The organism is Bradyrhizobium sp. NBAIM01, from assembly GCF_020194115.1.
Classification (GTDB): Bacteria; Pseudomonadota; Alphaproteobacteria; order Rhizobiales; family Xanthobacteraceae; genus Bradyrhizobium; species Bradyrhizobium yuanmingense.
Genome location: NZ_JADYVU010000001.1, coordinates 134,297 through 160,929 on the forward strand (window position 1 = coordinate 134,297; position 26,633 = coordinate 160,929).

The following is a 26,633-nucleotide window of genomic DNA, read 5'->3' on the forward strand; positions in this document are numbered from 1 at the left end:
CGATCTTACCGTCGCTCAGGATTGTTAGGTTTAACGACGCTACGCAGTAGTACGGAGCTTTCGCTGAAGAGTACGTCGCAATTCTACGGGCATATCGACAGCGCAACGCGCGCAGGAAAAACTATGAGCGGCGCCGATGGCGCCGCCCTTGCTTGTGGAACCCACGTCTGTCTACGCGGCGCGGACGTTGGTCAGGAACTTGCTGACCTCGTTCTTCAGCCGGCCGGAATCGTTCGACAGCATCTGCGCCGCCGACAGCACCTGCGAGGAGGCCGTGCCGGTCTCGGTCGCGCCGCGCTGCACGTCGGTGATGTTGGACGACACCTGCTGGGTGCCATGCGCCGCCTGCTGAACGTTGCGGGCGATCTCCTGCGTCGCGGCGCCCTGCTCTTCCACCGCAGCGGCGATGGCCGACGAGATCTCCGACAGGCGCTCGATGGTCGAGGAGATCTCCTTGATGGCGCCGACGGAATCGTTGGTCGCCGCCTGGATACCGGAGATCTGCTGGCCGATCTCGCCGGTCGCCTTCGCGGTCTGCTCGGCGAGCGCCTTCACCTCGGAGGCGACGACGGCAAAACCGCGGCCGGCTTCGCCGGCGCGCGCCGCCTCGATGGTGGCGTTCAGCGCCAGCAGGTTGGTCTGGCCGGCGATGGTGTTGATCAGCTCGACGACGTCGCCGATGCGCGCGGCGGCCTTGGACAATTCGCTGACGCGCTCGGTGGTGGCACGGGCCTGACCGACTGCATCGCCCGCCATCCGCGCCGATTCCTGCACCTGGCGGCTGATCTCGCCGACCGACGAGGCCATCTCCTCGGTCGCCGAGGCCACCGATTGCACGTTGGTGGAGGCTTCCTCCGAAGCGCCGGCCACCGTGGTCGCCAGCCGCTGCGAGCGGTCGGCGGTCGCAGTCAGGGTCGATGCAGAGGCCTCTAACTGGGTCGAGGCCGATGACACGGTCTGGACGATCTCGCCGATCATCGTTTCGAATTCGCGGGTGATGTCGTCGACGCGGCGGCCGCGCTCGATCTTGGCTTCGGCGTCGGCCGCGGCGGCTTCGTCGGCGGCCTTCTTGGCGATCAACGCCTCCTTGAAGATCTGGAGCACGTCGGCCATGGCACCGATCTCGGTCTTCTCGCCGCGATGCGGGACTTCGGCGGAGAGGTCGCCTCGGCCCAGCGCCTGCATCGGCAGGGTGATCGAGTTGATGCCGCTAGAGACGTCGCGGACGAGATAGAAGCCGACGGCGATGCCGATGGCGATGGCGGCGCCGAGAATTGCCGAGACCAGCATGAAGGCGTAGGCGTAGCTGTCGGCGGCGTCCTGAGCGGCCTGTTCTCCGCCCTTGGTGTTGAGCTCGATGTCCTTGGTCAGGACCTCGTCTGCCTGAAGACCGAGCTTGTTGACGGTCTTCGTATTCAGCTCCCGGGCCTCGTGTGGGATCTTGCCGGCTTCCTTGCGCGAGAGCGCCATCACCTCTTCGGTGCCCCTCTTGTAATCGTCCCAGAGCTTTGCCCATTGGGTGTAGAGCGCCCGCTCCTCCGGCGAGGTGATCATCGGCTCGTAGCGGCTGCGGTATTTGGCAAGCGCCTCGAGCACCGTCATGGCCGTCTTTTCGTTGGCGAGCTTCTCGTCCAGCGTGTCGGAAAGCATGTGCTGGCGGACCACGTTGCGATAGGTGATGACGCTCGCCCGAAGCTCGCCCAGCACCCGCACGCTGGGCATCCAATTCATCGTGATGTCGACCGTGTTGGCGTTCATCGACCGCATTTTCATGATGGCGAGCAGGCCCATGCCGGCCATCGCGACGAGCAGGAACGCGACGACACTGATGATCTTGGCGCGGATGGAAATGTTGGCGAACATAATCGGATCTCGTTGTGCTGGCGCGGATGCGCGTCGAAGCTCTAAGAATCAACCAAAGAGGAGCTGCGGCGACATCTGAGCGCAGAGCACCTGCGCAAATGTTAACTGCGGCTCCGTACGAGTACCGAAGCCGAAAGAAATGAACGATGGACTAAGGAGGCTCTGCGCTCAGCGCATGAGCCTAAGCGCGTCGGAGAAGAAGTCCGGACCGCCAAAGTTTCCAGATTTCAAAGCGAGCAACATCTCGCCGGAGCTTGCACCGACCGCGCGCAGCACCGGGACTCCCGCCGCGATTTCTACTCCTACGAGAAATCCTGGAATCTTCAACCGATCGACCACGGCGCCAGATGTCTCGCCACCGGCGACGATCAAGCGACGGACGCCGGCCTGCACCAGACCCTCGGCGATGCCGGCCATGGCCTGCTCGATGGCGTGGCCTGCGGCATCGCGGCCATGGCGTGCCTGCACGGCCGCAACGGCGTCCGGCGTCGCGCTCGAAGCGATCAGCACCGGACCTTCCGCAAGCCGCGGCCTCGCCCAGTCCAGCGCACGCTGCGCTTCAGCGGCGCCCGCGACGATCCGCTCCGGATCGAGATGAAGCACCGGCATGATGCGTTCGGCGCTGGCGATCTGCTGAAGCGTCGCCTGCGAGCAGCTGCCGGCAAGGCATGCCGCCAGGCCGCCGACGGCCGCGCCGGTTTCGCTGCTCGGTGCCGGCTTCACCTTGCCCGTCGACACCAGCGCGCGCGCAAGCCCGAGGCCCATGCCGGACGCGCCGACCGACAGAAGATGTTCAGCGGCGACGAGACCGATGGTCTCGAGGTCGCGGTCGAACACGGCGTCGATGATCGCAGCACCGATGCCTCTGGCGGCGAGCTCAGCCAGCCGTGCCCGCACGGCCTCCGCGCCGCGCGCGACGGTGGCGAGATCGACGAAGCCGATCTGCGTGCTGCTCTGGCGCGCCAGCACGCGCACCAAGTTGGAATCATGCATCGGGTTGAGCGGATGGTCCTTCAGCGGGCTCTCGCTGAGCGGCACGGCGCCGACGAACAGATTGCCCTGATAGACGGTGCGCCCGGTCTCCGGAAAGGCCGGCGTCACCAGCACGGCTCCCTCGCCGCAATCGGCGCGCAGCGCATCCATGACCGGGCCGATATTGCCGGCGTCGGTGGAATCGAAGGTCGAGCAGATCTTGAACAGCACGTGGCCCACGCCGCGGCCGCGCAGCCATTTGTCCGCCGCGCGCGAGCGCGACACGGCAAGGCCGGCCTCGATCGAGCGGCTCTTCAGCGACACCACGACGGCATCGACCTCGGGCAGCATCAGATCGTCGGCAGGGATGCCGATGGTCTGGACGGTGCGCAGGCCCGCGCGCGTCAGCGTGTTAGCGAGATCGGAGGCGCCGGTGTAGTCGTCGGCGATGCAGCCCAACGCTGGGGTCACGGCTTCACTCCCGCATAGGACTTGAACCAGGCGAGGCCATCGGTGGTCTTGCCGCGCGGATTGTATTCGCAGCCGACGAAGCCGGCATAGCCGAGCCGGTCGAGCTCATCGAACAGGAACGGATAGTTCAGCTCCTCGCCGTCTGGCTCGTTGCGCGAGGGAATGCTCGCGATCTGGATGTGGCCGATGATCGGCATCATCTCGCGCAGCCGCATGGTGACGTCGCCATGGATGATCTGGCAGTGATAGATGTCGAACTGGAGCTTCAGGTTCGCAAGCCTCAGCTCCTGGATCAGATCCCGCGCAAAGCCGAAATCGTTGAGGAAGTAGCCGGGCACGTTGCGGGCGTTGATCGGCTCGATCACGACATCGATGCCGTGAGGCGCGAAGAACTCGGCGGCCCAGGCCACCGATTTGTAGAAGGCCTCGATCGCGACGCGCTCGCCGCGATTGGCGATGCCGGCCATCAGGTGCAGGCGCTTGACGCCCGTCGCCTTGGCATAAGGCAGCGCCGTCTCCAGGCTCGCCTTGAGATCGGAAAAGCGCGATGGCAGCGCAGCAAAGCCCTTCTCGCCGGCGTTCCAGTCGCCCGGCGGCAGGTTGAACAGCGCCTGGGTCAGGCCGTTGCGCTTGAGCCGTTCGCCGACAGCCTCGGCGGGATGCTCGTACGGAAACAGGAATTCCACCGCGGTGAAGCCCGCTTGCGCGGCGGCATCGAAGCGGTCGAGGAACGGTACCTCGGTGAACATCATCGAGAGATTGGCGGCGAAACGGGGCATTGGAGGTCCTCTGTTACTTGTCGCCGGGCAGCTTGACGCCGGTGACCTGCGCATACATGCGCGCGACCGATGCGTCGTCGTCGCGGCCCATGCCGGCGGCCGATGTCATCAGGAACATCTGGAGCGCGGCGGCGGAGACCGGCACGGGGAATCGGGCGCTGCGCGCCATGTCCTGGATGATGCCGAGGTCCTTGACGAAGATCTCCACCGCGCTTCGCGGCGTGTAGTCGCCGTCGAGCACATGCGGCATGCGGTTCTCGAACATCCATGAATTGCCGGCGGAGGCCGTGATCACCTCGTAGACCTTGCGGATGTCGAGGCCCTGCTTGGCTGCGAACGCCATGGCTTCGCTTGCGGCGGCGATGTGAACGCCGGCGAGCAGCTGATTGATCATCTTGAACGCAGCGCCCTGCCCGGCGGCATCGCCGAGCTCGTAGAGCTTTGCAGCCATGGCATCGAGCGCCGGCCGCGCCTTGGCAAAAGCGGCCGAGCTGCCGGAGGCAAGAATCGTCAATTCGCCTTGCGCGGCGCGCTGCGCCCCGCCGGAGATCGGCGCATCCAGATAGTGCCGGCCGGTCGCCTCCAGCTGCTTGGCAAGACGGCGCGCCACGTCGGGATCCATCGTCGCCGAGGAGACGAACACGCTGTCCTTGGGCATGGTCTCGGCGGCGCCATCCTTGCCGAACAGGATGGTTTCGGTCTGCGCGGCATTGACCACCACGCTGACGACGATGTCTGCGTCCTTGGCCGCTTCGGCCGGCGTCTTGGCCCCCGCGCCGCCGTCCTTCACGAAGCGCGCGACGGCATCCGCCGAGACGTCGCAGCCGGTCACGGCATGGCCGGCGCTCTTGAGCGAGGTCGCCATGCCAAATCCCATCGAGCCGAGCCCGACGACGGCAATACGCTGATTTTGTGAGGTGGAGGCGGACATATGCAACTGACCCTTGCGAGCGTTTCCCGGATGGCCGCCCTTTGCGGCAGCTTGGCAACCGAATAACACGGCTTGGCCGCGCTGCCAAAGCGTGAGACAAGCAGGCATGACGGCCATGAGCAATGAGACATTGCTGCGCGAGGACATCTGCCGCTTCGGACGGTCCCTGTTCGAGCGCGGGCTGACGCCGGGCTCCTCCGGCAATATCAGCGTCAAGATGGACGATGGCGGCTGGCTGGTGACGCCGACCAACGCCTCGCTCGGCTTCCTCGATCCCGCAAGACTATCACGGCTGGACCAGCAGGGCCGGCTGGTTTCGGGCGATGCCCCGACCAAGGAAGTTCCGCTGCACAATGCGCTCTACGACACGCGCGGCAGCGCGCGGGCCATCGTGCATCTGCACTCCACGCATTCGGTGGCGCTGTCGATGCTGCCCGAGATCGATCCGCGCGCCGCGCTGCCGCCGATGACGGCCTATTATTTGATGAAATGCGGCGCCACCGCGCTCGTGCCCTATTACCGCCCTGGCGATCCCGCGGTCGCAGATGCGATCAAGGGGCTGGCTGGGAAGTACTCATCCGTGCTGCTCGCCAATCACGGCCCGGTCGTCGCCGGCGACACGCTGGAAGCGGCGGTGTTCGCGACGGAAGAGCTGGAGGAGACGGCGAAGCTGTACCTGCTGCTGCGCGGGATGAACCCACGTTACCTGTCGCCGGAGCAGGTGAAGGATCTGGTGCAGGTGTTCGGGGTGACGTTGCCGGAGCACGGGCACGAGTATTAGCGACTTGCGGTAAGGGGTGGACGAGCGTCGCCTCACCACCGCTGTCATTCCCCGCGAAAGCGGGGAATCCAGTACGCCGCGGCTTCTCCGCATATCTCTGACGTCTCGGAGTACTGGATCGCCCGATCAAGTCGGGCGATGACACCGGGTATGTTGCGCGGGCGTGCCCGATACTATTCGGCTACAGCCCCAGATATGCCTTCCGCACATCCGGATTGCCCTTGATCTCGCTGGCTGCGCCCTGCATCAGCACACGGCCGGTCTGCAGGATGTAGGCGCGGTCGGCGATCTCGAGGCACTCGGCCATGCGCTGCTCGACGATGAGGACGGTCATGCCGGAGTCACGGATGAGCTTCACCGCCTGGAAAATTTCGTCGACCAGCTTCGGCATGATGCCCTGCGAGGGCTCGTCCAGCATCAACAGCCGCGGACGCGTCATCAGCGCGCGGCCGATGGCGAGCATCTGCTGCTCGCCGCCGGAGAGCGTCTCGGCGCGCTGCTCCAGGCGCTCCTGAAGGCGCGGGAAGAGCTTGAAGACGAGATCGAGCGGCTCTTCGCGGTTCGCTTCGCCCCTGTAGAGATAGCTGCCGAGGCGAAGGTTGTCGCGCACCGACAGACGCGGAAACAAACGGCGGTTTTCCGGCACATAGGCGATGCCGGTGGCCGTGATGTGATGCTGCGCCATGCCGTCGAGGCGCTTGCCGTCGAACGTCACCGTGCCGGAACGCGGACGCTCGGCGCCGGCGATGGATTTCAGCAGCGTCGACTTGCCTGCGCCGTTGGCGCCGGCAACGCAGACGATCTCGCCCTTCTGGACCTCGATCGAGACCGCGGAGATGGCGACCAGCCCCTGATAGGCGGTGGTGACTTCACGCACCGACAGCATGACGATCTCCCAGATATGCCTTGATCACCTTGGGATCGCGCACGACGTCGGCGGGCTTGCCCTCGACCAGCACCTTGCCGAGGTCGAGCACGATGGCGCGGTCCACCAGCGGCATCACGATCTCCATGACGTGCTCCACCATCAGCACGGTGATACCGGCATCGCGCACCTTGCGCACCAGGGCAACGCCGGTCTGCGCCTCGGTCGGCGTCAGGCCGGTGAGGACTTCGTCGAGCAGCAGCAGCTTCGGCTCGGTCGCAAGCGCCCGCGCGACTTCGAGGCGGCGCTTCTCGGCCGGTACGAGGTCGCTGGCGAGCACGTCGGCGCGCGCGGCAAGGCCGGTGAACTCCAGCACCTCATGCGCCTTGCGGCGGGCCTCGCGCATCACGGTGTTGCGCACGAGTGCACCGACGATGACGTTGTCGATGACAGTCATGGTCTCGAAGCTCTTGACCACCTGGAAGGTGCGTCCTACCCCGCGCTGGCAGCGCATCGCCGCCGGCATGCGGGTGACGTCCTCGCCGTCGAACCAAATCGAGCCTTGCGTCGGCGGCAGCACGCCGGCGATCAGATTGAACAGCGTCGACTTGCCGGCGCCGTTCGGGCCGATCAGGCCGACGATCTCGCCGCGGCCGACCGAGATCGAGACGTCGCTGTTGGCGACGAGGCCGCCGAAGCGCTGCCAGACGCCGCGGGTTTCGAGCAGCGCGCTCATCGGGCAGCTCCCGTCTTCTTCGGGCGTGAAAACAGGCTCAGCAGGCCGCGCGGCAGGGCCAGCGAGATCAGAACGATCAGCGTGCCGTAGACAATGAGGTCGACACCCCGCCCCGAGCCGCCGAACTTGAAGCGCGTCAGCTCAGTCAGCGGGATCAGGATGGCCGCCCCTAACACCGGCCCCCACAGGGTGCCGATGCCGCCGAGCACGGCCGGTAGCGCCATCAGCAGCGAGAACTGAAAGCCCATGACGCTTTCCGGATCGATGTAGGAGACGAACTGGGCGTAGAAGCTGCCGCCCACGGCGACAAGGAAGGCGGAGACCGCGGCCGCACCCATCTTGGAATTGAACACGTCGACACCGAGGCTCTCGGCCGCCTCCGGGTTGTCCTTGACGGCACGCCACCAAAATCCCCACTTGGAGTTTTCCAGCCACCATGTCACGAACCAGGCGAGGCAGCACAGCGCCAGCGCGAAATAGAAGTAGGGCAGCTTGGTGCGCAGAAACTGGAATTTCAGCCAGCTGTCGCCGCGGATCGGAATGGTGATACCCATCGCGGCACCGGCCCATTCCCAGTTGTGGAACAAAAGCAAGCCGATCTCGGCGATGACGATGGTGGCAATCACGAAGTAATGGCCGCGCAGGCGGAAGAAGGGATAGCCGAGCCCCATCGCGATCAGCGCCGACACCACTCCGCCCGCCAGCATGCCGAACCAAGGCAGCACGCCGAACTTCGTGAACAGCAGCTCGGTGGTGTAGGCCCCGAGACCGAAATACAGCGCGTGGCCGAGCGAGATCTGCCCGCAATAGCCGGACAGGATATTCCAGCTCTGCGACAATCCCGCATACATCAGTGTCAGGATCAGGATGTTCTGGACGACGACGTCCTTCACGAACAACGGCGTCAGCGCGGCAATGGTAGCGAGCGCTGCGGCGATGATGAGGTTGCGGCGGCGCCGCGCTGCAAAATCCTTGTCCATCACATCGATCCGAACAGGCCGCGCGGCCGGATGAAGACGACCAGCAGATAGACCGAGTAAATGCCGACCGATTTCAGCGACGGCGGCAGCACCAGCGCGGTGACCGCTTCGACGAGACCGACGATGATGCCGCCGGCGAAGGCGCCGAACACGCTGCCGAAGCCGCCGAGCGCCACCGTGACATAGGCAATCAGCGCAAAGGAGGCGCCGACGTCGGGATAGATGTAGAAGAACACCGCCATGATCGCGCCGGCGAGACCAACCAGCGCGGCGCCGAGCCCCCAGCCGAATGCAAACACGCGGTTCTTGTCGATGCCGACAAGCGCGACTGCACCGGGATCCTCGCGGGTCGCTTCGATCGCGCGGCCGAAATCGGTTCGGTGGATGAAGAAGTAGAGACCTGCAAAAGCGGCGATCGAGACCAGCGCGCCGACCAGTTGCGGCTCCGGCAGAAAGATTCCGCCGACCGAGATGGTTTTGCCGCCGAGCCAGGATTGTGGGATGCTGCGATAGTCCGGCGTGAAGAAATACTGCGCAAGGCCGCGCATGACAATGGCGAGGCCGAAGGTGGTGAAGATCTGCACCATGCCGGCGTTGGCCTTGGCCCGCATGGCGAAACGTACAAGGAGCAGGTAGACGACCGCTCCGAATATGAAGAGTGCCGCGGCGACCAACGGGGCCGACAACAGCGGATCGATGGCGAAGAACGCGAACAGGAAGAAAGACAGATACATCGCGATCATCAGGAATTCGCCATGGGCGAAGTTCGTGACGTCCATCAGGCCGAAGATCAGCGCGAGGCCGACCGCGATCAATCCGTAGAGCAGGCCCATCAGGAGGCCGCTCGCGAGACTCTGGATAATGGCTTGGGCTGTCAACTCTGGTCCCCCGTTCGAAACGTCACGACAGGCTTCGTCATTGCGAGCGAAGCGAAGCAATCCAGGAATGTTTCGAAGGAAGCAGTCTGGATTGCTTCGTCGCTTCGCTCCTCGCAATGACGGTGGGAGCAGTTTGCTCCGCTGCCCTCCGCAGCTCTTACTTCATCGGCCAGATCGCCTCGGCGATCGCGGCCTGCGGCGGGAAGATGGTGACGAACTTGCCGCCGACATATTGCAGCAGCACCGGATCGGCGTCGTTGTTCTGGCCCATCTCGTCGAACTTGACGCGCTTCCAGGGCATGATGGTCTTTTCGCCCGGGATGTCGGTCGCGGCAAGCGCGTCGCGGATCTTCTCGCCGTCGGTCGACTTGGCGCGGCTGATGGCGTCGGCGAGGATGATCAGGCCCATGAACTGCCGCGAGGTGAGGTCGTTGAAATCCTTGCCGGACCTGGCCTTGAACATCTCGTTGATCTTGCCGACCATCGGCCGCTTCTGCGCGAGGTCGAGCGAGAAGGTGCCGCGCGAGATCACGCCTTCGAGCTTGTCGCCGACGGCATCGTAGAGCGCCTTCTCGGAGAAGCCGGCGTCCTGCGCCACGATCGCATTCGGCTTGTAGCCGAGCTCGGCCATGGTCTTGACCAGGAGGATGCCGTCGGTGGTGTAGCTCGACGGCATCAGCACGTCGGCATTGGCGGTCTTGAGCTGCTGCACCTCGGCAGAGAGCGAGGGCGAGTTGGCGCGATACTTGATGTCGGTGACGATCTTATAGGCGCGCTCGCCGGCGATCTTGGTCTGGGCATTGCCGGAATCGGTGCCGAAGATGGTGTCCTCGTGGAACAGCGACAGCGTCTCGATCTTGGTGCCCTTCTTCTTCATGGCGTCGAAGAAGTCGAACATCGCAGCCGAGTACATCTCGTCGTGCGGCGAGGCGCGGAAGTAATATTTCAGGCCGCGGCGGTGCAGGCTCGGCGAGGAATTGTCGGCGGACAGGAACGGGACCTGATAGCGCTCGCAGATCTGGCTGACGGTGACGGCCACCGCGCTCTGGTAAGTGCCGACGACGGCGCAGACCTTCTCCTGCGTGATCAGGCGCTCGGCCTCGGCGCGGCCCTTCTGCGGATCGGCCTGGTGGTCGGCGAACACGAGGCGGATCTTGGCGCCACCGAGGCCCGGCAGGCCTTCGCCCTTCGCCAGCGGCAGGTCGAAATCGCTGTCCTTGTTGATGACTTCGAGCGCGGTCTCATAGGCCTTCTGCGCGTCGACGCCCTGCTGCGCGCTGCCGCCGGAGAACGGATAGATCACGCCGATCACGACTTCCGAACTCTGTGCGCGCGCCGCCAGCGGCACGAGGGCGGCAGTGGCGGTGGCCCCCAACAACACGTCGCGGCGAGTGATCGTCATGGCAAAGTCCCCTGTTACTGAATTTCGGCTGATCGAATGAAGCGATTGGTGGATGCGGTAAAGCCTGAAGAAGCAGCAGACGCTGCCCACTAAATCACGGCCATGTTTCTGTTCTTGAGATCGGTCACCAGCATCAGGCCGGGCGAATGCGTGATTGCAAACGGCAGCTTCGCGGCGTTGATGACCGATTGCGGCGTCACCCCGCAGGCCCAGAACACCGGAATCTCGTCGTCGGCGACCGGCACCGGATCGCCGTAGTCGGGCTTGGCGATATCCTTGATGCCGATCAGATGCGGATGGCCGAGATGCACGGGCGCGCCGTGCACGGCCGGATAGCGCGAGGTGATCTGCACCGCGCGGATCGCATCGGCCGGCTTGAACGGACGCATCGACACCACCATGGGGCCGGCGAACGGACCTGATACACCGCAGGCGATGTTGGTGCGGTACATCGGCACGCGCACGTTCTTCTCGATGTGGCGGATCGGCATGCCCTCCTCGAGCAGCGCCTCCTCGAACGAGAACGAGCAGCCGAGCACGAAGGTGACGAGATCGTCGCGCCAGTAGCCCTTCACGTCGGTCGGCTCATCCACGACCTCGCCATCGCGCCAGACGCGGTAGCGCGGCACGTCGGTGCGGATGTCGAGATCGGCGCCGAGCGAGGGGATGTAAGGGCTGCCGACGTCGGACATGCCGATGATCGGGCACGGCTTGGGATTGAGCTGGCAGAAGCGGTGGAAGGCACCGGCATACTCCGCCGGCAGGATCGCCAGATTGCCCTGGACATATCCGGGAGCGACGCCGGCGGTGGAGGCGACCAGCCCCTCGCGGTAGGCGAGCCGGGCCTTGCGGCTCGGGAGGGCGTCGGGTGTTTCAGTTTGCTGCGCTGCCACCAAAACAGTCATGTGATCGACCTGCCTATAAACTCGACAAAGACAAGCCAACACCAAGCGTGCTATAAAGTCTAATCTTCGTTTCTAATCAATCTCGATAAATCTGATTTATCGATTGGGAAAATCCTTCCAATGCTGGACTTCAGGTCGATCGAGACGTTCCTATGGGTCGTGAAGCTCGGCAGCTTCCGCGGCGCCGCGCAACGCCTCAACACCACCCAGCCGGCGATCTCCCAGCGCATCGCCCAGCTCGAGCGCGAGATGGGCGTGAAGCTCCTGAACCGCGACCATCGCATCGCCTCCCCGACCCCGAGCGGCCGGCAGATGATGGTCTACGCGGAGAAGCTGATCGGCCTGCGCGCTGCGATGATGGCGGAGATCGGCGATGCTTCGGCGATGCGCGGCGTGATGCGGCTCGGCGTCGCCGAGACCATCGTGCACACCTGGCTGCCGCGGCTCGTCAAGAGCGTCAACGAGGTCTATCCGAACCTGTCGCTGGAGATCGAGGTCGACATCACGCCGAACCTCACCGCGCGCCTGCTCGCACAGGAGATCGAGCTCGCCTTCGTGGTCGGACCGCTGTCCGCCTCCGGCGTGCACAACCGCGTGCTCGCCGATTATCCGATCGGCTTCCTCGCGAGTCCCTCGCTCGGGCTCGGCAAGGGCCCGGTGACGCCGGCGGACCTCGCGCGGTTTCCGATCATCACCTTCCCGCGCAAGACCAAGCCCTACGAGGTCGTGCGCGAGGTGTTCGACCGGCCGGAGCTGCCGCCGATCCGCCTGCATGCGTCCGCTTCGCTGGCGACCGTCATCCACATGGCGGTCGAGGGCCTTGGCATCGCCGTGATCCCCGACGCCATCGTCGAGAACGAGCTCGCCGACGGACGGCTGCAGCTGCTCGACACCGATCTTTCCATCGCGCCGCTGACCTTCACCGCGAGCTGGCTGGCCTCGCCCGATGTCGTCGCCGTGGAGCGCGTCGCCGAGCTTGCACGGCAAATTGCGCAGAGCAGCCTCGCGGTTGACGCGCCCGCACAGGCGCGTCATTGAAAAAGGCGCCGGACAAAAGAGAGAACGACCGCATGAGCCGAGCCGCGACCAACCTGCAAATCGATTCCGCCCGCCTGTGGGGCTCCATCCACGAGACCGCGCAATTCGGCGCGACGGCCAAAGGCGGCGTGCGGCGGCTGACGTTGAGCCAGGAAGACAAGCAGGTGCGCGATTGGTTCCGCAAGGCCTGCGAGGATGCCGGACTGGAAGTCCACGTCGACGCGCTCGGATCACAGTTCGGCCTGCGCAAGGGCCGCGACATGTCGAAGCTGCCCGTCGGCATCGGCTCGCACCTCGACACCCAGCCGACCGGCGGCAAGTATGACGGCATCCTGGGAACGCTCGGCGCGCTGGAGGTGATCCGCACGCTGAACGATGCCGGCATCGAGACCGAGGCGCCAATCTGCGTCGTGAACTGGACCAACGAGGAAGGCTCGCGCTTCGCACCGGCGATGATGGCTTCCGCCGCCTATGTCGGCGACTTCACCACAGACGACATTTTGTCGCGCAAGGACGCCGAGGGCACCACCGTCGGCCAGGCGCTCGACGGCATCGGCTATCGCGGCGACAAGCCGGTCGGCTTCCAGAAGCTCGGCTGCTTCGTCGAGCTGCACATCGAGCAGGGGCCGATCCTGGAAGCCGAAGGCAAGACCATCGGCGTGGTCGATTCCGGCCAGGGCGTGCTCTGGTACGACGGCAAGATCTCCGGCTTCGAGAGCCATGCGGGCTCCACGCCGATGCCGCTGCGGCGCGATGCGCTGGCGACCTTGTCCGAAATCGTGCTGGCGATGGAGTCGATTGCGAGGAAGCACGGACCGAACGCCGTCGGCACCATCGGCGAGGCCGTCATCGCCAATCCCTCGCGTAACGTCATTCCCGGCGAGATCGCCTTCACCATGGACTGCCGCAGTGCCGATGGCGCCATCATGGATGCGCTCGACCGCGATCTGCGGGCGGCAATCGCCGAGATCGCCGCGCGCCGCAAGGTCGAGGTCAAGATCGATCTGGTATGGCGCAAGCCGCCGACGCATTTCGATCCGAAGCTGATTGCTGCCGTCGAGAACGCCGCTAAGACGCTCGGCTATTCCTCGCGCCGCATCACCTCCGGCGCCGGCCACGACGCCTGCAACCTCAACACGATCATGCCGGCGGCGATGGTGTTCGTGCCCTGCAAGGACGGCATCAGCCACAACGAGCTGGAGGATGCGACGCAGGGCGACTGCGCCGCGGGCACCAACGTCCTCATGCATACCGTGCTGGCAGTCGCCGGCGTCGCATCCTGAGCGGAGAGAACCATGCGCGGAGTTTTCGTCGACGCCAATGAATCGCTGGCCGTGATCATGGAGCGGCTGGGGAAGCCTGGTGATCCCAAGGTGCGGATCAACAGGAATCCCGACATCACGCCCGAGCAATATCCTGATATTCTCGACGGCGCCGAGATCGCGATCGTCGACCACACCGCACTGCCGACCGAAGTCGCGAAGAAATGCACCGGGCTGAAGCACGTCGTGTTCCTCGGTACCGGCGCGCGCAGCTACATGAATCCGGAAGAGCTCGCCGAGCTCGGCATCTCCGTGCATCTGATCAAGGGCTACGGCGACACGGCGGTTGCGGAATCCGCGATCGCGCTGATGTGGGCGTCGGCCCGCGTCATTGCGATGATGGACCGCGAGATGCGCGCCGGGAACTGGCTGCGGGAGGACGGCATGCAGCTCACCGGCAAGACGCTCGGCCTGATCGGCTTCGGCGGCATCGCCGCGGAGGTCGCGCGCATCGCGTCCGGCAGCGGCATGAAGGTGATCGCCTGGAACCGTTCGCCGAAGAGCTATCCGGGGGTCGAATTTACCGATCTCGACAGCGTGCTGGCGAGAAGCGACGTGGTGTCGCTGCACCTGCTGCTCAACGACGAGACGCGCGGCATGATCACGCGCGAGAAGATCCTTGCTATGAAACGCGGCGTCATTCTCATCAACACCGCCCGCGCCGCTGTTGTCGACGAGGCCGCCATGATCGAGGCGCTGAAGTCCGGCCATATCCGCCACGCCGGCCTTGATGTCTTCAACATCGAGCCGCTGCCCGGCGATCATCCGCTGACGAAGCTGCCGAACGTGACGTTGTCGGCGCATTCGGCCTTCCGCACACCGGAGGCGAGCGAGAACCTGATTGAAGCGGCGTTGGTCCATTGCCGCCGGATCGTGAAGGGATAAGAGCAACAACAATGGCCGACTATCGCATCATCAAGGCAGAGTCGCTCACCAAGGCCATCCATGCCATCGTCAGGGCCGGCGGCTCCTCGGACCGCGAGGCCGAGCTCGTGGCCACCAATCTCGTCGAAGCCAATCTGAAGGGACACGACTCGCACGGCGTCGGCATGATTCCGCGCTACGTCCAGAGCGTCACCAATGGCGGCCTCGCCGTGAACTCGCACGTCAAGATCGTGCTCGACACCGGCCCGCTTCTCACCCTCGACGGCCTCACCGGCTACGGCCAGGTGATCGGCCATGAAGCGATGGAGCTCGCGGCCGAGCGCGCAAAGAAGAACGGTGTTTGCCTTGTCGGCCTCTCAAATTCGCATCACATCGGCCGCATCGGCCACTGGGCCGAGCAGTGCATCGACCACGGGCTGGTCTCGATCCACTTCGTCAACGTGATCTCGCGCCCGATCGTGGCGCCCTGGGGCGGCAGCGACGCACGCCACGGCACCAATCCGTTCTGCGTCGGCATCCCGCGCGCCGGCAAGGATCCGATCGTGCTCGACTTCGCCACCAGCAGGATCGCGCAGGGCAAGACCCGTGTTGCCCATAACAAGGGCGTCGAGCTCGAGGTCGGCACCATCATTGATCACGAGGGCAAGCCCACGATCAATCCGCGCTACACCGTGATTCCGCCCTACGGTGCCATCCTCCCGTTCGGCGAGCACAAGGGCTCGGGCCTTGCGCTGGTGTGCGAGATCCTCGGCGGCGCGCTCTCCGGCGGCCAGGTGGTCAAGGGCTCGTCCGACGGCAAGTACAACGTCCTTAACGGCATGCTCTCGATCGTCATCGATCCGGGCAAGCTCGGCACCGGCGAGAACCTTGCACGCGAAGTTGAGAGCTTCGTGAGCTGGCACACCGGCTCGCCGCCTGCCCCCGGCATCGACAAGGTCAGAATCGCGGGCGAGCCGGAGCGCGAGATCAAGAAGAAACGTCTCGCCGAGGGCATCCCGGTCGACCCAACCACCTGGCAGGAGATCCTGGATGCCGGGAAGAAGTTCGGGCTGGAACAGACGGCCATCGAGAAGATCGCGAGCTGATCGGAGCGAGGCGCGTTCCTCGGCGTCGCCTCGCGCCTCATGACCAATCGCGCAAGCGAGACTGGACGGTGGCGAAGATATCGACGTGCTCGCGGCACGGGTTTGAACCGTCCCGCATGACCTTGCGACAATGCGGATATCCGATTGCATCCGCCCGAGGTTCGCATGCTCTCCCGTCTCGCAAAATTCGTGTCCGGCTCAAACCTTCCGTCGCCCGGGTCCGATCTCTACCGGCAACGGCTCGCCATCTACGAGAGCGAGCTTGGCGAGCCCGAGCGCACATTCACTGATAACGCAGAGCGCCGCATCGACATCCACGCCTTCGGCCGCGATTTCGTCCCGGTCTGCCAGGAGGGCTCCGACGAAGGCTATGTCCTTCTCACCAACGGGATGAGCGAGCAACGGATGCACGGCGTCCCCGGCGACGCGAAGCCCCGGGCCGAGCTGATGTGGTACGTCCGCGAGCCGACGCAGGACGTTTGCGCCAATCTGCGCTGGCTGGCCAATCTGCCGTTCATCGACACGACCTGGTTCGGCTTCGGCCATCGCGTCGCGCTTCCGTGGCCGCCGGTTGCAGGAACGGACTTCCAGACGTTCCTGTTGCTCACACCGATCATCGGCCCCGACAAGGAGATCGCCGAGGCGCTGGAGATTGCGGGCGATCCGGTGGAGATCCTGACCGTGAACCTGATCTCGCATCAGGAGCTCGGGCTGATCAAGTCCAGGGGGCTCGATCCGTTTCTCGATCTGCTCGACGAGAACGACTATCCGCCGATATTCGATCCGTCGCGGAGGTCGTATGTGTAGTCGTAGGGTGGGTTAGCCGAAGGCGTAACCCACCGCTGTTCGCATCCCCGGAGGCCGAAGAGGTGGGTTACGCCAGCGGACCACGCTTCGCGCGGCCGCAGGGTTAACCCACCCTACGCAGGATCACTCCCGCGCTAATCCACCATATCCGCAACCGCCTTGCCGCACGCCGTCGTGTCGGCATTGCCGCCGAGATCTTTGGTGCGCAGCGTGCGTTCGGCGAGCGTGCGCTCGATCGCCTCGACGATCGACTTGCCGGCTTCCTTCTCGCCGAGATGCTCGAACATCATCGCGCCGGACCAGATCATGCCGATCGGGTTGGCGATGCCCTGGCCGGCGATGTCGGGCGCCGAGCCGTGCACCGGTTCGAACACGGATGGGAAATCGCCCTCCGGGTTGATGTTGCCGGACGGAGCGATGCCGATGGTGCCGGTGCAGGCCGGGCCGAGGTCGGAGAGGATGTCGCCGAACAGGTTGGAGCCGACCACGACGTCGAACCAGTCCGGATGCAGCACGAAGTTCGCGGTGAGAATGTCGATGTGGTACTTGTCCCACTTCACGCCTGGAAACTTCTTGGCCATCGCCTCCACGCGCTCGTCCCAATAGGGCATGGTGATCGAGATGCCGTTGGACTTGGTCGCCGAGGTCAGGTGCTTCTTGGGCCGCGACTGCGCGAGCTCGAAGGCGAATTTCAGGATGCGGTCGACGCCGGTACGGGTCATCACCGTCTGCTGCGTCACGAACTCGCGGTCGGTGTCCGGGAACATGCGGCCGCCGACCGAGGAATATTCGCCTTCGGTGTTCTCGCGCACCACCCAGAAATCGATGTCGCCCGGCTTGCGCCCCGCCAGCGGCGACGGCACGCCGGGCATCAGCCGCACCGGGCGCAGGTTGACGTACTGGTCGAACTCGCGGCGGAACTTGATCAGCGAGCCCCACAGCGAGACGTGGTCCGGGATCTTGGCCGGCCAGCCGACCGCACCGAAATAGATCGCATCGTGCTTGCCGATCTTCTCCTTCCAGTCGTCGGGCATCATCTGGCCGTGCTTCTCGTAATAGTCGTAAGACGAGAAGTCGAAATGGTCGAAATGCAGCGAGACGTTGTGCTTCTTCGCCGCCGCCTCCAAAACGCGCAGGCCCTCGGGCATCACCTCCTTGCCGATGCCGTCGCCGGGAATGACCGCGATCCGGTATTGTTTCTTGCTCATCGAGAACGTCCTTGGTTGGTCCGGCAGTCGCCGCCTTCTGACTGCACTGCAATGGACCAAACGCGGCGGCAGTGCAACGCTGCACTGCAATGTTGACCATGGCGCGGCCAAGCGCCTACTGATTTGATGCTGTTCCCACGAACGAGTATCCCCATGGATCTGCATCTGCGCGGCAAGCGCGTCCTGATCACCGGCGCGTCCAAGGGCATTGGCGCAGCCGCCGCCGAGGCCTTCGCCGAGGAAGGCGCGCATCTCCTCCTCGCGGCGCGTAGCGGCGATCAGCTCAAGGCGCTGGCCGACCGTTTGCGCGCCGCGCACCAGATCGACGCCACAACGAGCATCGTCGATCTGCGCAAGGAGGAGGACGTGGCCCGGCTGGCGAAGGAAGCCGCCGACATCGACGTGCTCGTCAACAATGCCGGCGACATCCCGGGCGGCTCGATCGACAAGATCGACGAGGCGACCTGGCGGCACGCCTGGGAACTGAAGGTGTTCGGCTATATCAACCTGACGCGCTACGTCTACGCTCAGATGAAAGCCAGGGGCGGCGGCGTCATCGTCAACGACATCGGCGCGGCCGGCGAGAAGTTCGACGCCAACTACATCTGCGGCAGCGCCGGCAATGCCGCGCTGATGGCGTTCACACGGGCGCTCGGCGGCAAGAGCCTGGGCGACAACATCCGCGTGGTCGGCATCAATCCCGGCCCCGTCGGCACCGACCGCCACGTCACCCTGCTCAAGACGCGGGCCAAGCACCAGTTCGGCGACGAGAGCCGCTACAAGGAATTCCAGAAGAGCCTGCCGCTCGGCCGTCCCGCGCATGCGCGCGAGATCGGCGACCTCATGGCGTTCCTGGCGTCGGATCGCGCCGGCTATACGTCGGGCGTGATCTACACCGTCGACGGCGGCATCAGCGCCGGGTGGGGTTAACTCTATTCTCGTCATTGCGAGCGCAGCGAAGCAATCCAGGAATCTTGCCGCAGTGACAGTCTGGATTGCTTCGCTGCGCTCGCAATGACGACACAACAAGCACGGGAGTAAGATAGTTGTCTCAAGACCTGATCCGCGAAACCGCCTGCACCGTCGTCGACAAGCTGCGCTCCGGCGACGTCTCGCCGCTCGAGCTCCTGGACGTGGTGGAGACGCGCATCCAGGAGGTCGACGGCAAGGTCAACGCGCTGCCGACGCTGTGCTTCGATCGCGCGCGGGAGAGTGCGAAGACACTGATGCAGAAGCCGGCCGGTGCGCGCGGGCTGCTCGCCGGGCTGCCGGTGCCGATCAAGGATCTGACCGACGTTGCGGGTGTGTTGAATACGCAGGGCTCGCCGATCTTCAAGGACAACATTCCCGCGAAGTCTGACCTCATGGTCGAGAACCTCGAGGCCAACGGCGCGGTCGTCTACGCCAAGTCGAACACGCCGGAGTTCGGGGCCGGTGCCAACACGTTCAACGAGGTGTTCGGCGCGACGCTCAATCCCTGGGACACGACGAAATCGGCCGCGGGCTCCTCCGGCGGCGCGGCGGTGGCGCTGGCAACCGGCATGGCCTGGCTCGCCCAAGGCTCCGACATGGGCGGATCCTTGCGCAGCCCCGCGGCCTTCTGCGGCGTCGTCGGCATGCGGCCTAGCATCGGCCGCGTCGCGCATACCCCAAAGTCCGGCATCGATCGCAATCTCGGCGTGGTCGGCCCGATGGCGCGCAACGTCGAGGATCTCGCGCTGCTGCTGGATGCCATGAGCGGCGACTATGCCGACGATCCGCTGTCGCTGCCGGCTCCCGCAACCTCGTTCCTGTCGGCGGCCCAGGCGGGCAAGCGGCCGAGGCGCATCGCCTATTCGCCCGATCTCGGCATCACCCCGGTCGATCCCGAAGTGAAGGCGATCACACGAAAGGCCGCCGAACGTTTCGCCGAAGCCGGCGCCATCGTCGAGGAGGCGCATCCGGACTGGCGCGAGGCGCATGAATGCTTCCACGCGCTGCGCGCCTTCGACTTTGCGATCACCAAGGCCAATCTGCTGCGCACCAAGCGCGACCTGCTCAAGCCCGAGGTGATCTGGAACATCGAGGAGGGTCTCAAGCTCACAGTCGAGCAGCTCGCGCGCGCCGAGGCGCAGCGCGTCGGCATGACGGCGCGGGCAGTCGAGTTCTTCAAGAGCTACGATCTGTTGCTGACGCCGACCACGATCGTTCCGCCCTTCCCGATCGAGCATCGCTATGTCGCCGAATGCGCCGGCAAGAGGTTCGACAATTACGTCGAGTGGCTCGGCATCGTCTACGCCATCACGCTGGCCTGCTGCCCGTCTCTCTCCCTGCCCTGCGGCTTCACGGCCTCGGGCCTGCCGGTCGGCGTGCAGGTGGTCGGCGCGCCGCGCGCCGACGCGCAGGTGATCGCCGGAGCGAAGGTGCTGGAGGATATTCTGGGCCTGCGCGGTACGACGCCGATCGATCCGAAGGTGAAGGACTAGCCTCACTCTCGTGTCCCGGACAAGGGGCAGCGCGCCAGCGCTGCGTCGCAGAGCCGGGACACGAGACCTCACCTCCCGCTGGCCGCCTCCAGGCTGGGACGGTTGCTCGGTTCGCTATTTGGCGATCGGGCAGGAGCCGGGATTAGCGCAGCGAGGAGGCGTCGATCGCGTGGTGCCGGTCGCCTCCTCGGAGCTCGGGCCCACCGCCCCGTTCAGAATGACCGAGACACGCCATCGATATGTTGTTTGCGGCGTCAGACCGGAATCCCCAAAGCTCGCGCCTGTCACGTCGCCAACCGATTGGAACGCACCATCGGGTCCCGCACGCGAAACCCGGTAGGTTGTTCCGTCGTCTCCTGGAGACCAGGCCAGGTCAGCGCCGCTATCCGACGTATCGATCACCGTGAGCGACTGCGGCGCCGATAGCGAGGGCGCGGTCGCGCCGGCGGGCGCCGCGGCAGCGGCCGTGAGCGCATCCAGCATCGCCTTGATCGCCTTGATTTGCGATCCGGACTTCGTCACGTAGCTATCCTGATGGTTGACGTAACTCCACCAATCCCAACAGGCCTGCGGATTGCTTGGCCAGTATGGGCTGGTCTTGGTCTGCGGATAGAGAATGATCATGCGGTTCGTGTCCGCCCACTCATTGTAGCCGGCCTCATCCACGAATTTGCGTCCGATATCGGCGACGTCCTGCTTGCATCCGTGGAGCGCGACGTGGACTCGACACGGACTGCCCTGCTCGCAATCCCTGGGTACGAACACATAGCCGGTATCGCCCATGCTCAACGCGTCGGGCAGATGCGGCGTGGTATAGATCGATTGATCAAAGCTCTTCACCGAACCTGCAAGCTGCGCGGCATTGGGCGGATTCAGGCGGCCGTAAATATGCTGCAGGATGACGCCGGCCTGGTCATAGCCGCATTGGTCGATATAGGGCGCCGTGTTGGCCTTGCACTCGTTGAGCCCGGGTGCGCCCTGCTTCGCCACGACGAACGAGTGGCCCGCGCCGAGCGTGGCCTGATAGAACAAGTTGCCGCGATTGGCATCCCGCAGATAATGGCGATAGAAATCGGCGGCCGCATCGGTCGCGGCCTTGTCGACGATCGCGTCATTGTAGCCGTGAAAGAGATAGATCTTCTGCCTGCCTACATTGCTGAGAGGGTCGATCTCGCCCGCTGCGGCCTTCGCGTCGGCCTTTGCCGTAAAATCCTTCGGATTCAGATCCGACGCCGGCCCTTTCATGCATGCACCCGTGGCCCGCCGGATCGGCCCCCAGTACCAGGTGACGGCGTCGAACGCGTCCGCCTTTGCGCACCAGTAAGGGCCGCCCGCGACCACACCGACGCCCTTGATCACCGACGACCATGCCGTGCCGAACTGAACGGCCATGAACGCGCCCGACGAAATTCCCGAAATCGAACTCTCACCGATCGGCGCGCGATAGCGCCGCAACCCCTCCGCGGCGCACGATGACACGCCGAGAGCGGTTGTGAAGATCAGGACGCAAATCTGGGCGGCGGTGAATTGCCGCAAAACGGCCACGCGCATGACAGCCTCGCCAAGTCGACCGCAGGAGCAACCTCTGGTATTAGAGATCAAGATCGGAAATCGGCGCAAGCGCAAACAAGCGGCACCAAACGAGAAACCGTCACTTCGGCGTTGTCGGCGCCTCCAGGCTCCGGCTGTAGCGCGACATCGCGAAACAGAAGACGAAGTAGATCGCGGCCACGAAGATGTAGACCTCGACCGAAAACTGCTGCCAGGCGGGATCGATGATCGCGGTCTTCGCCGTCGTCAGCAGGTCGAAGATGCCGATGATCAGCACCAGGCTGGTGTCCTTGAAGAAGGCGATGAAGGTGTTGACCAGCGGCGGGATGACGTGACGGATAGCCTGCGGCAGGATGATCAGCCGGTGCTTGCGCCAGTAGGACAGGCCGAGCGCGTCGGCGGCTTCATATTGCCCGCGCGGCACGGCCTGAAGCCCGCCGCGGATCACTTCGGCGAGGTAAGCACCGGCGAACAGGATGATCGCGATCTGTGCGCGCAGCAGCTTGTCGATGTTGAATCCGGCCGGCATGAATAGCGGAAACATCACGCTCGCCATGAACAGCAGGCTCACCAGCGGCACGCCGCGGATCAGCTCGACATAGAGCACGCTGAGCGAGCGGATCGCCGGCAGCGTCGAGCGCCGCCCGAGCGCGACCAGGATACCGAGCGGAAAGCCGACAGCGAGGCCGAACGTCGCCAGGATCAGCGTCACGGGCAAGCCGCCCCAGCGGTCCTGCGAGACGAAGGACAGGCCGAGCACGCCGCCCCACATCAGCACGCTGATCAGCGCCAGTGCACCGATCCAGAGATAGACCAGCTCGCGCCGCCACAGCGCGCGGCGGGTCGAGAGGTAGTACAGTGCGATGAACAGCACGACCGACAGTGCCGGCCGCCACTGCTCGTCGAACGGATAGGTGCCGAACAGGATGAAGCGATACTTCTCGGGGACGATGGCCCAGCAGGCGCCGAGGCCACGCGCGGCGCGACAGGCGCTGGAATCGTTGGTGGGCGTCAGCCAGACCGCATTGGCGATGCCCCATTGCACGGAGCTGAAAATGCCCTTGGCGAGCAGCACCATTAGCAGGACGGTGATGATCCCATTCGGGATCGAGGAGAACAGGTTCTTGCGCAGCCAGTGCAGCACCGGATTGCCCAGCTGCGGTCGGCGAGCGGCCCGGGGTGCATCGGGGATGTCCGTGATCGCGGTCATGATTAGCGCTCCACCAGCGCGATGCGCGCATTGTACCAGTTCATGAAGAAGCTGATCGAAAGGCTGATGGTCAGGAACACCGCCATGATCAGCGCGATGGCTTCGATGGCCTGTCCGGTCTGGTTCAGCGTTGTGTTGGCGATCGAGACCACGTCCTGGTAGCCGATCGCGACCGCGAGCGAGGAGTTCTTGATCAGGTTGAGATACTGGCTCGTCATCGGCGGCACGATGACGCGCAGCGCCTGCGGCAGGATGATCTGCCGCAGCATGAAGCTGCGACGCAGGCCGAGTGCGTTGGCGGCATCCCATTGCCCGCGTGGCACCGACTGGATGCCGCTGCGCACGATCTCGGCGATGAAGGCGGAGGTGTAGGTCACCAGTGCGATCAGCAGCGCGAAATATTCCGGCGCGAGCGTCAGCCCGCCGACGAAATTGAAGCCGCGCAGCTGCGGCCACTCGACCGTCCAGGACACGCCGAGCACCAGCGAGACCGCCGCCGGCACCACGACGATGAGGCCGAGCGCAGACGGCCAGGCCGGCCGCGGCTTGCCGTCGCGCATCTGCTGTGCGACCAACCAGCGACGGAAGAGGAAGAACACCGCACAGCCCAGCACCGCGGTGCCGAGCACCGTGAGCTGCGGCGGACCGAACGGGATCGCAGGCAGGATCAGGCCGCGATTGGACAGGAATATGCCCTCGACGGGCCGCCAGGCGGCACGTGCAGCCGGCAGCGCCTGCATCAGCACGTACCAGAACAGTAGCTGGAGCAGCAGCGGGATGTCGCGGAGCGTTTCGACGTAGACGGCCGCAAGCCGCGACAGCAGCCAGTTGGCCGACAGCCTGGAGATCCCGATCAGGGTGCCCAGGATCGTCGCGAGCACGATACCGATCACGGCGACGCGCAAGGTGTTGGCGAGCCCGACGACGAAGGCCCAGAGATAGGTATCCCCAGGATTGTAGGCGAGCAGGCTGTCGGCAATCGGCATGCCGGCCTCGCGGCCGAGAAAGGCGAAGCCGGTCGTGATGCGGCGGGCCGACAGATTGGTGACGGTGTTGGACCAGAGGAAGGCGATCACTGCGATCGCGATGCCGACCACCAGGACCTGCCAGAACAGGCCCATCAATTGGTTGCGGCCGAGCACGAAGCGGCGGCGCGGCGGCGGCCTGGGATGATCGGCGGTCACAGCACAACAATCCTTCGTCGAATGCAGCGATTTCCGGCGCGCACGTCAACTGTTGCATCGAACTCAGATTCATGCAACAAATGTTTCATGGCCGAGCCCGCGAAATTCTCGCCCTTGAGCGAACTGCGCATCGCGTTGCCGTCGCTCCCCCTGCGCTTACAGGAGGTCGGCCGTTTCGTCGCCGCCAACGACTACGATGCCACCACCCGCTCGATGCGCGATCTCGCGGCGGAAGCCGGTGCCGATCCCGCCGCGTTCACGCGGCTTGCGAAAGCGATCGGCTATTCCGGATGGGACGAGCTGCGTGCGGCGCTGACCGAGGCGCGGCGGCCGTCCCAGACCGCGCCCTTCTCCGGCCGCACAAGAGGCCGCCGTCACGGGCCGAACGCCGATGTTACGCTCATCCTCGACAAGCTCGAGGCCGAGGCCGCCGGCCTTCCGCGCATCCCGGCACAGCCGATCGCGGAAGCGGCGCGCGCGCTGCATGAGTCCAAGCGGATCTGGATCGCGGGCTATCGCAGCTGCCGCAGCGTCGCGGAACTCCTGAACTACGAGCTGCGCCTGTTCCGGCCCGAACAGGTGCAGCTCGTCGGCACGTCCGGGCCCGACGACCTCGATCTCGGCGCGTTCCGGCCAAGCGAAGCCGTCATCGTCATCGGCTTCCTGCCTTACACGCATGCGAGCGTCCGCGTCGCGCAGGCCGCGCATCGCAGCGGCGCGACGCTAATCGCGATTGCGGACAGCCTGTCGGCACCGATGGCCGAAGGCGCCGACCATGTGCTGCTGTTCGAGGCAGCTTCCTCGCCCGGCTTTTTCCCCAGTCTCACGGGCGCGATCGCGATCGCGCAGTCGCTCGCGGCGGTCACATTCTCGCTCGGCGGCGCCGCCGCGAAGAAGCGGCTGGAAAACACCGAGGCGCGGCTCACTGCTGCCTCCACCTACGTCCCGGAGAAAGGTTGACCCATGAGCACTCGCACCAGCCGCGTGCTGCATCGCTCGCTGCGCGAAACCCCGCCAAAGGCGATCGGCGGCGAGGGCGTTTATCTCTTCGCCGAGGACGGACGTCGCATCATCGATGCCTCCGGCGGGGCGGCGGTCTCCTGCCTCGGCCACCAGCATCCGCGCGTGATCGCGGCGATGGCCAAGCAGGCGTCCACCCTCGCCTATGCGCATACGGCTTTCTTCTCCTCCGAGCCGGCGGAAGCACTTGCTGAAACACTGGTCGGACACGAGCCCGGCGGGCTCGCCTACGCCTATTTCGTCAGCGGCGGATCGGAGGCGATCGAAGCCAGCATCAAGCTGGCGCGGCAATATTTCATCGAGCGCGGCGAACCGCAGCGGCAGCACTTCATCGCGCGGCGGCAGAGCTATCACGGCAACACGCTCGGCGCGCTCGCCGCCGGCGGCAATGCCTGGCGTCGCGCTCCCTATGCGCCGCTGCTCTCGACCGCTTTCAGCCACGTCACGCCGGCGTTCGCCTATCGCGAGAAGCGCGAGGGCGAGTCGGACGCGCGGTTCGTCGCGCGCCTCGCCGCCGAGCTCGAAGCCGAGTTCCAGCGGCTCGGCCCCGACACCGTCGCCGCCTTCCTCGCCGAGCCCGTCGTCGGCGCCACCGCCGGCGCCGTGACCGCCCCGGACGGCTACTTCAAAGCGATGCGCGAGATCTGCGACCGTCACGGTGCGCTGCTCATTCTCGACGAGGTCATGTGCGGCATGGGCCGCACCGGCACGATGCATGCGTGGGAGCAAGAAGGTGCCGCCCCCGACATCCAGGCGATCGCAAAGGGGCTCGGCGGCGGCTATCAGCCGATCGGTGCGATGCTGGCAAGCGGCAAGATCATCGACACCATCCGCGCAGGCTCGGGCGCGTTCCAGCACGGCCACACCTATCTGGCGCATCCCCTCGCCTGCGCTGCGGCGCTCGCGGTGCAGGATGTGATCCGCGAGGATGGCCTGCTCGACCGCGTGAAGGAGCGCGGCAAGCAGCTCGAGCAGCGCCTGACCGAACGCTTCGGCAATCATCGCCATGTCGGCGACATCAGGGGCCGCGGCCTGTTCTGGACGATCGAGCTGGTCGCCGATCGCGCTAGCCGCATCTCGTTCGATCCGGCCCTCAAGCTGCACCAGAAGATCAAGGCGGAGGCCTTTGCCGGTGGCCTCGGCTGCTATCCCAGCGGTGGTACCGTCGATGGCGTGCGCGGCGACCACGTGCTGCTGGCACCGCCCTATATCGCCTCGGCGGACGAAATCGACCTGATCGTCGACAAGCTGGGCACGGCCGTCGACAGCGTGTTGCGTAGTGTCAATCAGTGAGG

The 26,633-nt window shown here is 65.2% G+C and carries 24 protein-coding genes; 10 read left to right on the plus strand and 14 right to left on the minus strand.

Features of this window, described 5'->3' with window-relative positions; translation table 11 throughout:
- Positions 1-171: 171 nt before the first annotated feature.
- From I6F31_RS00550 to ltnD, 4 genes are all read right to left on the minus strand, one after another.
- Positions 172-1,863 carry a methyl-accepting chemotaxis protein gene (locus I6F31_RS00550; protein WP_225174845.1) on the minus strand — a complete coding sequence of 564 codons (1,692 nt, stop codon included), beginning with the start codon at positions 1,861-1,863 and terminating at the stop codon, positions 172-174.
- A 168-nt stretch (positions 1,864-2,031) separates the two neighbouring features.
- Positions 2,032-3,306 (minus strand): 3-oxo-tetronate kinase, encoded by a 1,275-nt coding sequence (otnK, locus tag I6F31_RS00555; protein WP_225146078.1) that lies wholly within the window; start codon positions 3,304-3,306, stop codon positions 2,032-2,034.
- On the minus strand, positions 3,303-4,085 hold the full coding sequence (otnI, locus tag I6F31_RS00560) for a 2-oxo-tetronate isomerase (protein WP_225146079.1): 783 nt from the start codon (positions 4,083-4,085) through the stop codon (positions 3,303-3,305). The genes otnK and otnI overlap by 4 nt, the downstream gene beginning before the upstream one ends.
- 13 nt (positions 4,086-4,098) lie before the next feature.
- Positions 4,099-5,016: an L-threonate dehydrogenase gene (gene ltnD, locus I6F31_RS00565; RefSeq protein ID WP_225129494.1), complete on the minus strand. Its 918-nt coding sequence runs from the start codon at positions 5,014-5,016 to the stop codon at positions 4,099-4,101.
- Between the two features lie 106 nt (positions 5,017-5,122).
- Here ltnD and I6F31_RS00570 point away from each other — a divergent pair, with 106 nt between their 5' ends.
- Complete coding sequence (locus I6F31_RS00570) at positions 5,123-5,797, plus strand: aldolase (protein WP_225114878.1); 675 nt, start codon at positions 5,123-5,125, stop codon at positions 5,795-5,797.
- 181 nt (positions 5,798-5,978) lie between these two features.
- On the opposite strand, the gene I6F31_RS00575 is transcribed toward I6F31_RS00570, so the two are convergent.
- The 6 genes from I6F31_RS00575 to I6F31_RS00600 all read right to left on the minus strand — a co-directional run bounded on the left by I6F31_RS00575 (position 5,979) and on the right by I6F31_RS00600 (position 11,563).
- On the minus strand, positions 5,979-6,683 hold the full coding sequence (locus I6F31_RS00575) for an ABC transporter ATP-binding protein (protein ID WP_036004938.1): 705 nt from the start codon (positions 6,681-6,683) through the stop codon (positions 5,979-5,981).
- Complete coding sequence (locus I6F31_RS00580) at positions 6,667-7,398, minus strand: ABC transporter ATP-binding protein (protein ID WP_225114877.1); 732 nt, start codon at positions 7,396-7,398, stop codon at positions 6,667-6,669. The genes I6F31_RS00575 and I6F31_RS00580 overlap by 17 nt, the downstream gene beginning before the upstream one ends.
- Entirely contained in the window at positions 7,395-8,378 is a 984-nt protein-coding gene (locus tag I6F31_RS00585) for a branched-chain amino acid ABC transporter permease (protein ID WP_057027087.1), read from the minus strand. Before I6F31_RS00585 ends, I6F31_RS00580 begins: the two co-directional genes overlap by 4 nt.
- Complete coding sequence (locus tag I6F31_RS00590) at positions 8,378-9,256, minus strand: branched-chain amino acid ABC transporter permease (RefSeq protein WP_036004931.1); 879 nt, start codon at positions 9,254-9,256, stop codon at positions 8,378-8,380. Before I6F31_RS00590 ends, I6F31_RS00585 begins: the two co-directional genes overlap by 1 nt.
- A 157-nt stretch (positions 9,257-9,413) precedes the next feature.
- Complete coding sequence (locus tag I6F31_RS00595) at positions 9,414-10,658, minus strand: ABC transporter substrate-binding protein (RefSeq protein ID WP_192893276.1); 1,245 nt, start codon at positions 10,656-10,658, stop codon at positions 9,414-9,416.
- A gap of 89 nt (positions 10,659-10,747) precedes the next feature.
- Positions 10,748-11,563 (minus strand): putative hydro-lyase, encoded by an 816-nt coding sequence (locus I6F31_RS00600; RefSeq protein WP_109144481.1) that lies wholly within the window; start codon positions 11,561-11,563, stop codon positions 10,748-10,750.
- A gap of 120 nt (positions 11,564-11,683) precedes the next feature.
- Here I6F31_RS00600 and I6F31_RS00605 point away from each other — a divergent pair, with 120 nt between their 5' ends.
- From I6F31_RS00605 to I6F31_RS00625, 5 genes are all read left to right on the plus strand, one after another.
- Positions 11,684-12,601, plus strand: a complete 918-nt coding sequence (locus I6F31_RS00605; protein ID WP_036004923.1) for a LysR family transcriptional regulator — start codon at positions 11,684-11,686, stop codon at positions 12,599-12,601.
- A gap of 32 nt (positions 12,602-12,633) precedes the next feature.
- The gene (locus I6F31_RS00610; protein WP_109144482.1) at positions 12,634-13,884 is read left to right on the plus strand and encodes a Zn-dependent hydrolase; all 1,251 of its coding nucleotides are present in this window, start codon (positions 12,634-12,636) and stop codon (positions 13,882-13,884) included.
- Positions 13,885-13,896: 12 nt separating this feature from the next.
- Positions 13,897-14,808: an NAD(P)-dependent oxidoreductase gene (locus I6F31_RS00615; RefSeq protein WP_036004881.1), complete on the plus strand. Its 912-nt coding sequence runs from the start codon at positions 13,897-13,899 to the stop codon at positions 14,806-14,808.
- A gap of 11 nt (positions 14,809-14,819) precedes the next feature.
- Positions 14,820-15,893 (plus strand): malate/lactate/ureidoglycolate dehydrogenase, encoded by a 1,074-nt coding sequence (locus I6F31_RS00620; RefSeq protein WP_225174844.1) that lies wholly within the window; start codon positions 14,820-14,822, stop codon positions 15,891-15,893.
- 165 nt (positions 15,894-16,058) lie between these two features.
- A complete protein-coding gene (locus tag I6F31_RS00625; RefSeq protein ID WP_225174843.1) occupies positions 16,059-16,700 on the plus strand; it encodes a suppressor of fused domain protein in 642 nt (213 codons plus the stop codon).
- Positions 16,701-16,834: 134 nt separating this feature from the next.
- Here I6F31_RS00625 and I6F31_RS00630 read toward each other — a convergent pair whose 3' ends face one another.
- Entirely contained in the window at positions 16,835-17,908 is a 1,074-nt protein-coding gene (locus tag I6F31_RS00630) for a tartrate dehydrogenase (protein ID WP_036004872.1), read from the minus strand.
- Positions 17,909-18,061: 153 nt separating this feature from the next.
- On the opposite strand from I6F31_RS00630, the gene I6F31_RS00635 reads away from it, so the two are divergent.
- A complete protein-coding gene (locus I6F31_RS00635) occupies positions 18,062-18,838 on the plus strand; it encodes an SDR family oxidoreductase (protein WP_036004871.1) in 777 nt (258 codons plus the stop codon).
- A 116-nt stretch (positions 18,839-18,954) separates the two neighbouring features.
- Positions 18,955-20,373, plus strand: coding sequence for an amidase family protein (locus I6F31_RS00640; protein ID WP_225127340.1), 1,419 nt, complete (start codon positions 18,955-18,957; stop codon positions 20,371-20,373).
- A gap of 114 nt (positions 20,374-20,487) precedes the next feature.
- Here the strand turns inward: I6F31_RS00640 and I6F31_RS00645 are convergent, their stop codons facing one another.
- The 3 genes from I6F31_RS00645 to I6F31_RS00655 all read right to left on the minus strand — a co-directional run bounded on the left by I6F31_RS00645 (position 20,488) and on the right by I6F31_RS00655 (position 24,318).
- Complete coding sequence (locus I6F31_RS00645; protein WP_225184525.1) at positions 20,488-21,828, minus strand: hypothetical protein; 1,341 nt, start codon at positions 21,826-21,828, stop codon at positions 20,488-20,490.
- 196 nt (positions 21,829-22,024) lie between these two features.
- A complete protein-coding gene (locus I6F31_RS00650) occupies positions 22,025-23,134 on the minus strand; it encodes an amino acid ABC transporter permease (protein ID WP_225127344.1) in 1,110 nt (369 codons plus the stop codon).
- Between the two features lie 2 nt (positions 23,135-23,136).
- The gene (locus I6F31_RS00655; RefSeq protein ID WP_225174841.1) at positions 23,137-24,318 is read right to left on the minus strand and encodes an ABC transporter permease subunit; all 1,182 of its coding nucleotides are present in this window, start codon (positions 24,316-24,318) and stop codon (positions 23,137-23,139) included.
- Positions 24,319-24,405: 87 nt separating this feature from the next.
- Here I6F31_RS00655 and I6F31_RS00660 point away from each other — a divergent pair, with 87 nt between their 5' ends.
- The gene (locus tag I6F31_RS00660; protein WP_225127349.1) at positions 24,406-25,278 is read left to right on the plus strand and encodes a MurR/RpiR family transcriptional regulator; all 873 of its coding nucleotides are present in this window, start codon (positions 24,406-24,408) and stop codon (positions 25,276-25,278) included.
- Between the two features lie 3 nt (positions 25,279-25,281).
- Complete coding sequence (locus I6F31_RS00665; RefSeq protein ID WP_225146086.1) at positions 25,282-26,631, plus strand: aspartate aminotransferase family protein; 1,350 nt, start codon at positions 25,282-25,284, stop codon at positions 26,629-26,631.
- Positions 26,632-26,633: the final 2 nt, after the last annotated feature.

Bases quoted from the DNA above. Each gene is read 5' to 3' on its own strand.
- I6F31_RS00625 (WP_225174843.1), top strand. From the start codon at position 16,059: ATGCTCTCCCGTCTCGCAAAATTCGTGTCCGGCTCAAACCTTCCGTCG.
- otnI (WP_225146079.1), bottom strand. From the start codon at position 4,085: ATGCCCCGTTTCGCCGCCAATCTCTCGATGATGTTCACCGAGGTACCG.
- I6F31_RS00550 (WP_225174845.1), bottom strand. From the start codon at position 1,863: ATGTTCGCCAACATTTCCATCCGCGCCAAGATCATCAGTGTCGTCGCG.
- I6F31_RS00595 (WP_192893276.1), bottom strand. From the start codon at position 10,658: ATGACGATCACTCGCCGCGACGTGTTGTTGGGGGCCACCGCCACTGCC.
- I6F31_RS00600 (WP_109144481.1), bottom strand. From the start codon at position 11,563: ATGACTGTTTTGGTGGCAGCGCAGCAAACTGAAACACCCGACGCCCTC.
- I6F31_RS00620 (WP_225174844.1), top strand. From the start codon at position 14,820: ATGGCCGACTATCGCATCATCAAGGCAGAGTCGCTCACCAAGGCCATC.
- I6F31_RS00615 (WP_036004881.1), top strand. From the start codon at position 13,897: ATGCGCGGAGTTTTCGTCGACGCCAATGAATCGCTGGCCGTGATCATG.
- I6F31_RS00650 (WP_225127344.1), bottom strand. From the start codon at position 23,134: ATGACCGCGATCACGGACATCCCCGATGCACCCCGGGCCGCTCGCCGA.
- ltnD (WP_225129494.1), bottom strand. From the start codon at position 5,016: ATGTCCGCCTCCACCTCACAAAATCAGCGTATTGCCGTCGTCGGGCTC.
- I6F31_RS00575 (WP_036004938.1), bottom strand. From the start codon at position 6,683: ATGCTGTCGGTGCGTGAAGTCACCACCGCCTATCAGGGGCTGGTCGCC.
- I6F31_RS00635 (WP_036004871.1), top strand. From the start codon at position 18,062: ATGGATCTGCATCTGCGCGGCAAGCGCGTCCTGATCACCGGCGCGTCC.
- I6F31_RS00580 (WP_225114877.1), bottom strand. From the start codon at position 7,398: ATGAGCGCGCTGCTCGAAACCCGCGGCGTCTGGCAGCGCTTCGGCGGC.
- I6F31_RS00660 (WP_225127349.1), top strand. From the start codon at position 24,406: ATGGCCGAGCCCGCGAAATTCTCGCCCTTGAGCGAACTGCGCATCGCG.
- I6F31_RS00610 (WP_109144482.1), top strand. From the start codon at position 12,634: ATGAGCCGAGCCGCGACCAACCTGCAAATCGATTCCGCCCGCCTGTGG.
- I6F31_RS00665 (WP_225146086.1), top strand. From the start codon at position 25,282: ATGAGCACTCGCACCAGCCGCGTGCTGCATCGCTCGCTGCGCGAAACC.
- I6F31_RS00630 (WP_036004872.1), bottom strand. From the start codon at position 17,908: ATGAGCAAGAAACAATACCGGATCGCGGTCATTCCCGGCGACGGCATC.
- I6F31_RS00585 (WP_057027087.1), bottom strand. From the start codon at position 8,378: ATGGACAAGGATTTTGCAGCGCGGCGCCGCCGCAACCTCATCATCGCC.
- I6F31_RS00605 (WP_036004923.1), top strand. From the start codon at position 11,684: ATGCTGGACTTCAGGTCGATCGAGACGTTCCTATGGGTCGTGAAGCTC.
- I6F31_RS00570 (WP_225114878.1), top strand. From the start codon at position 5,123: ATGACGGCCATGAGCAATGAGACATTGCTGCGCGAGGACATCTGCCGC.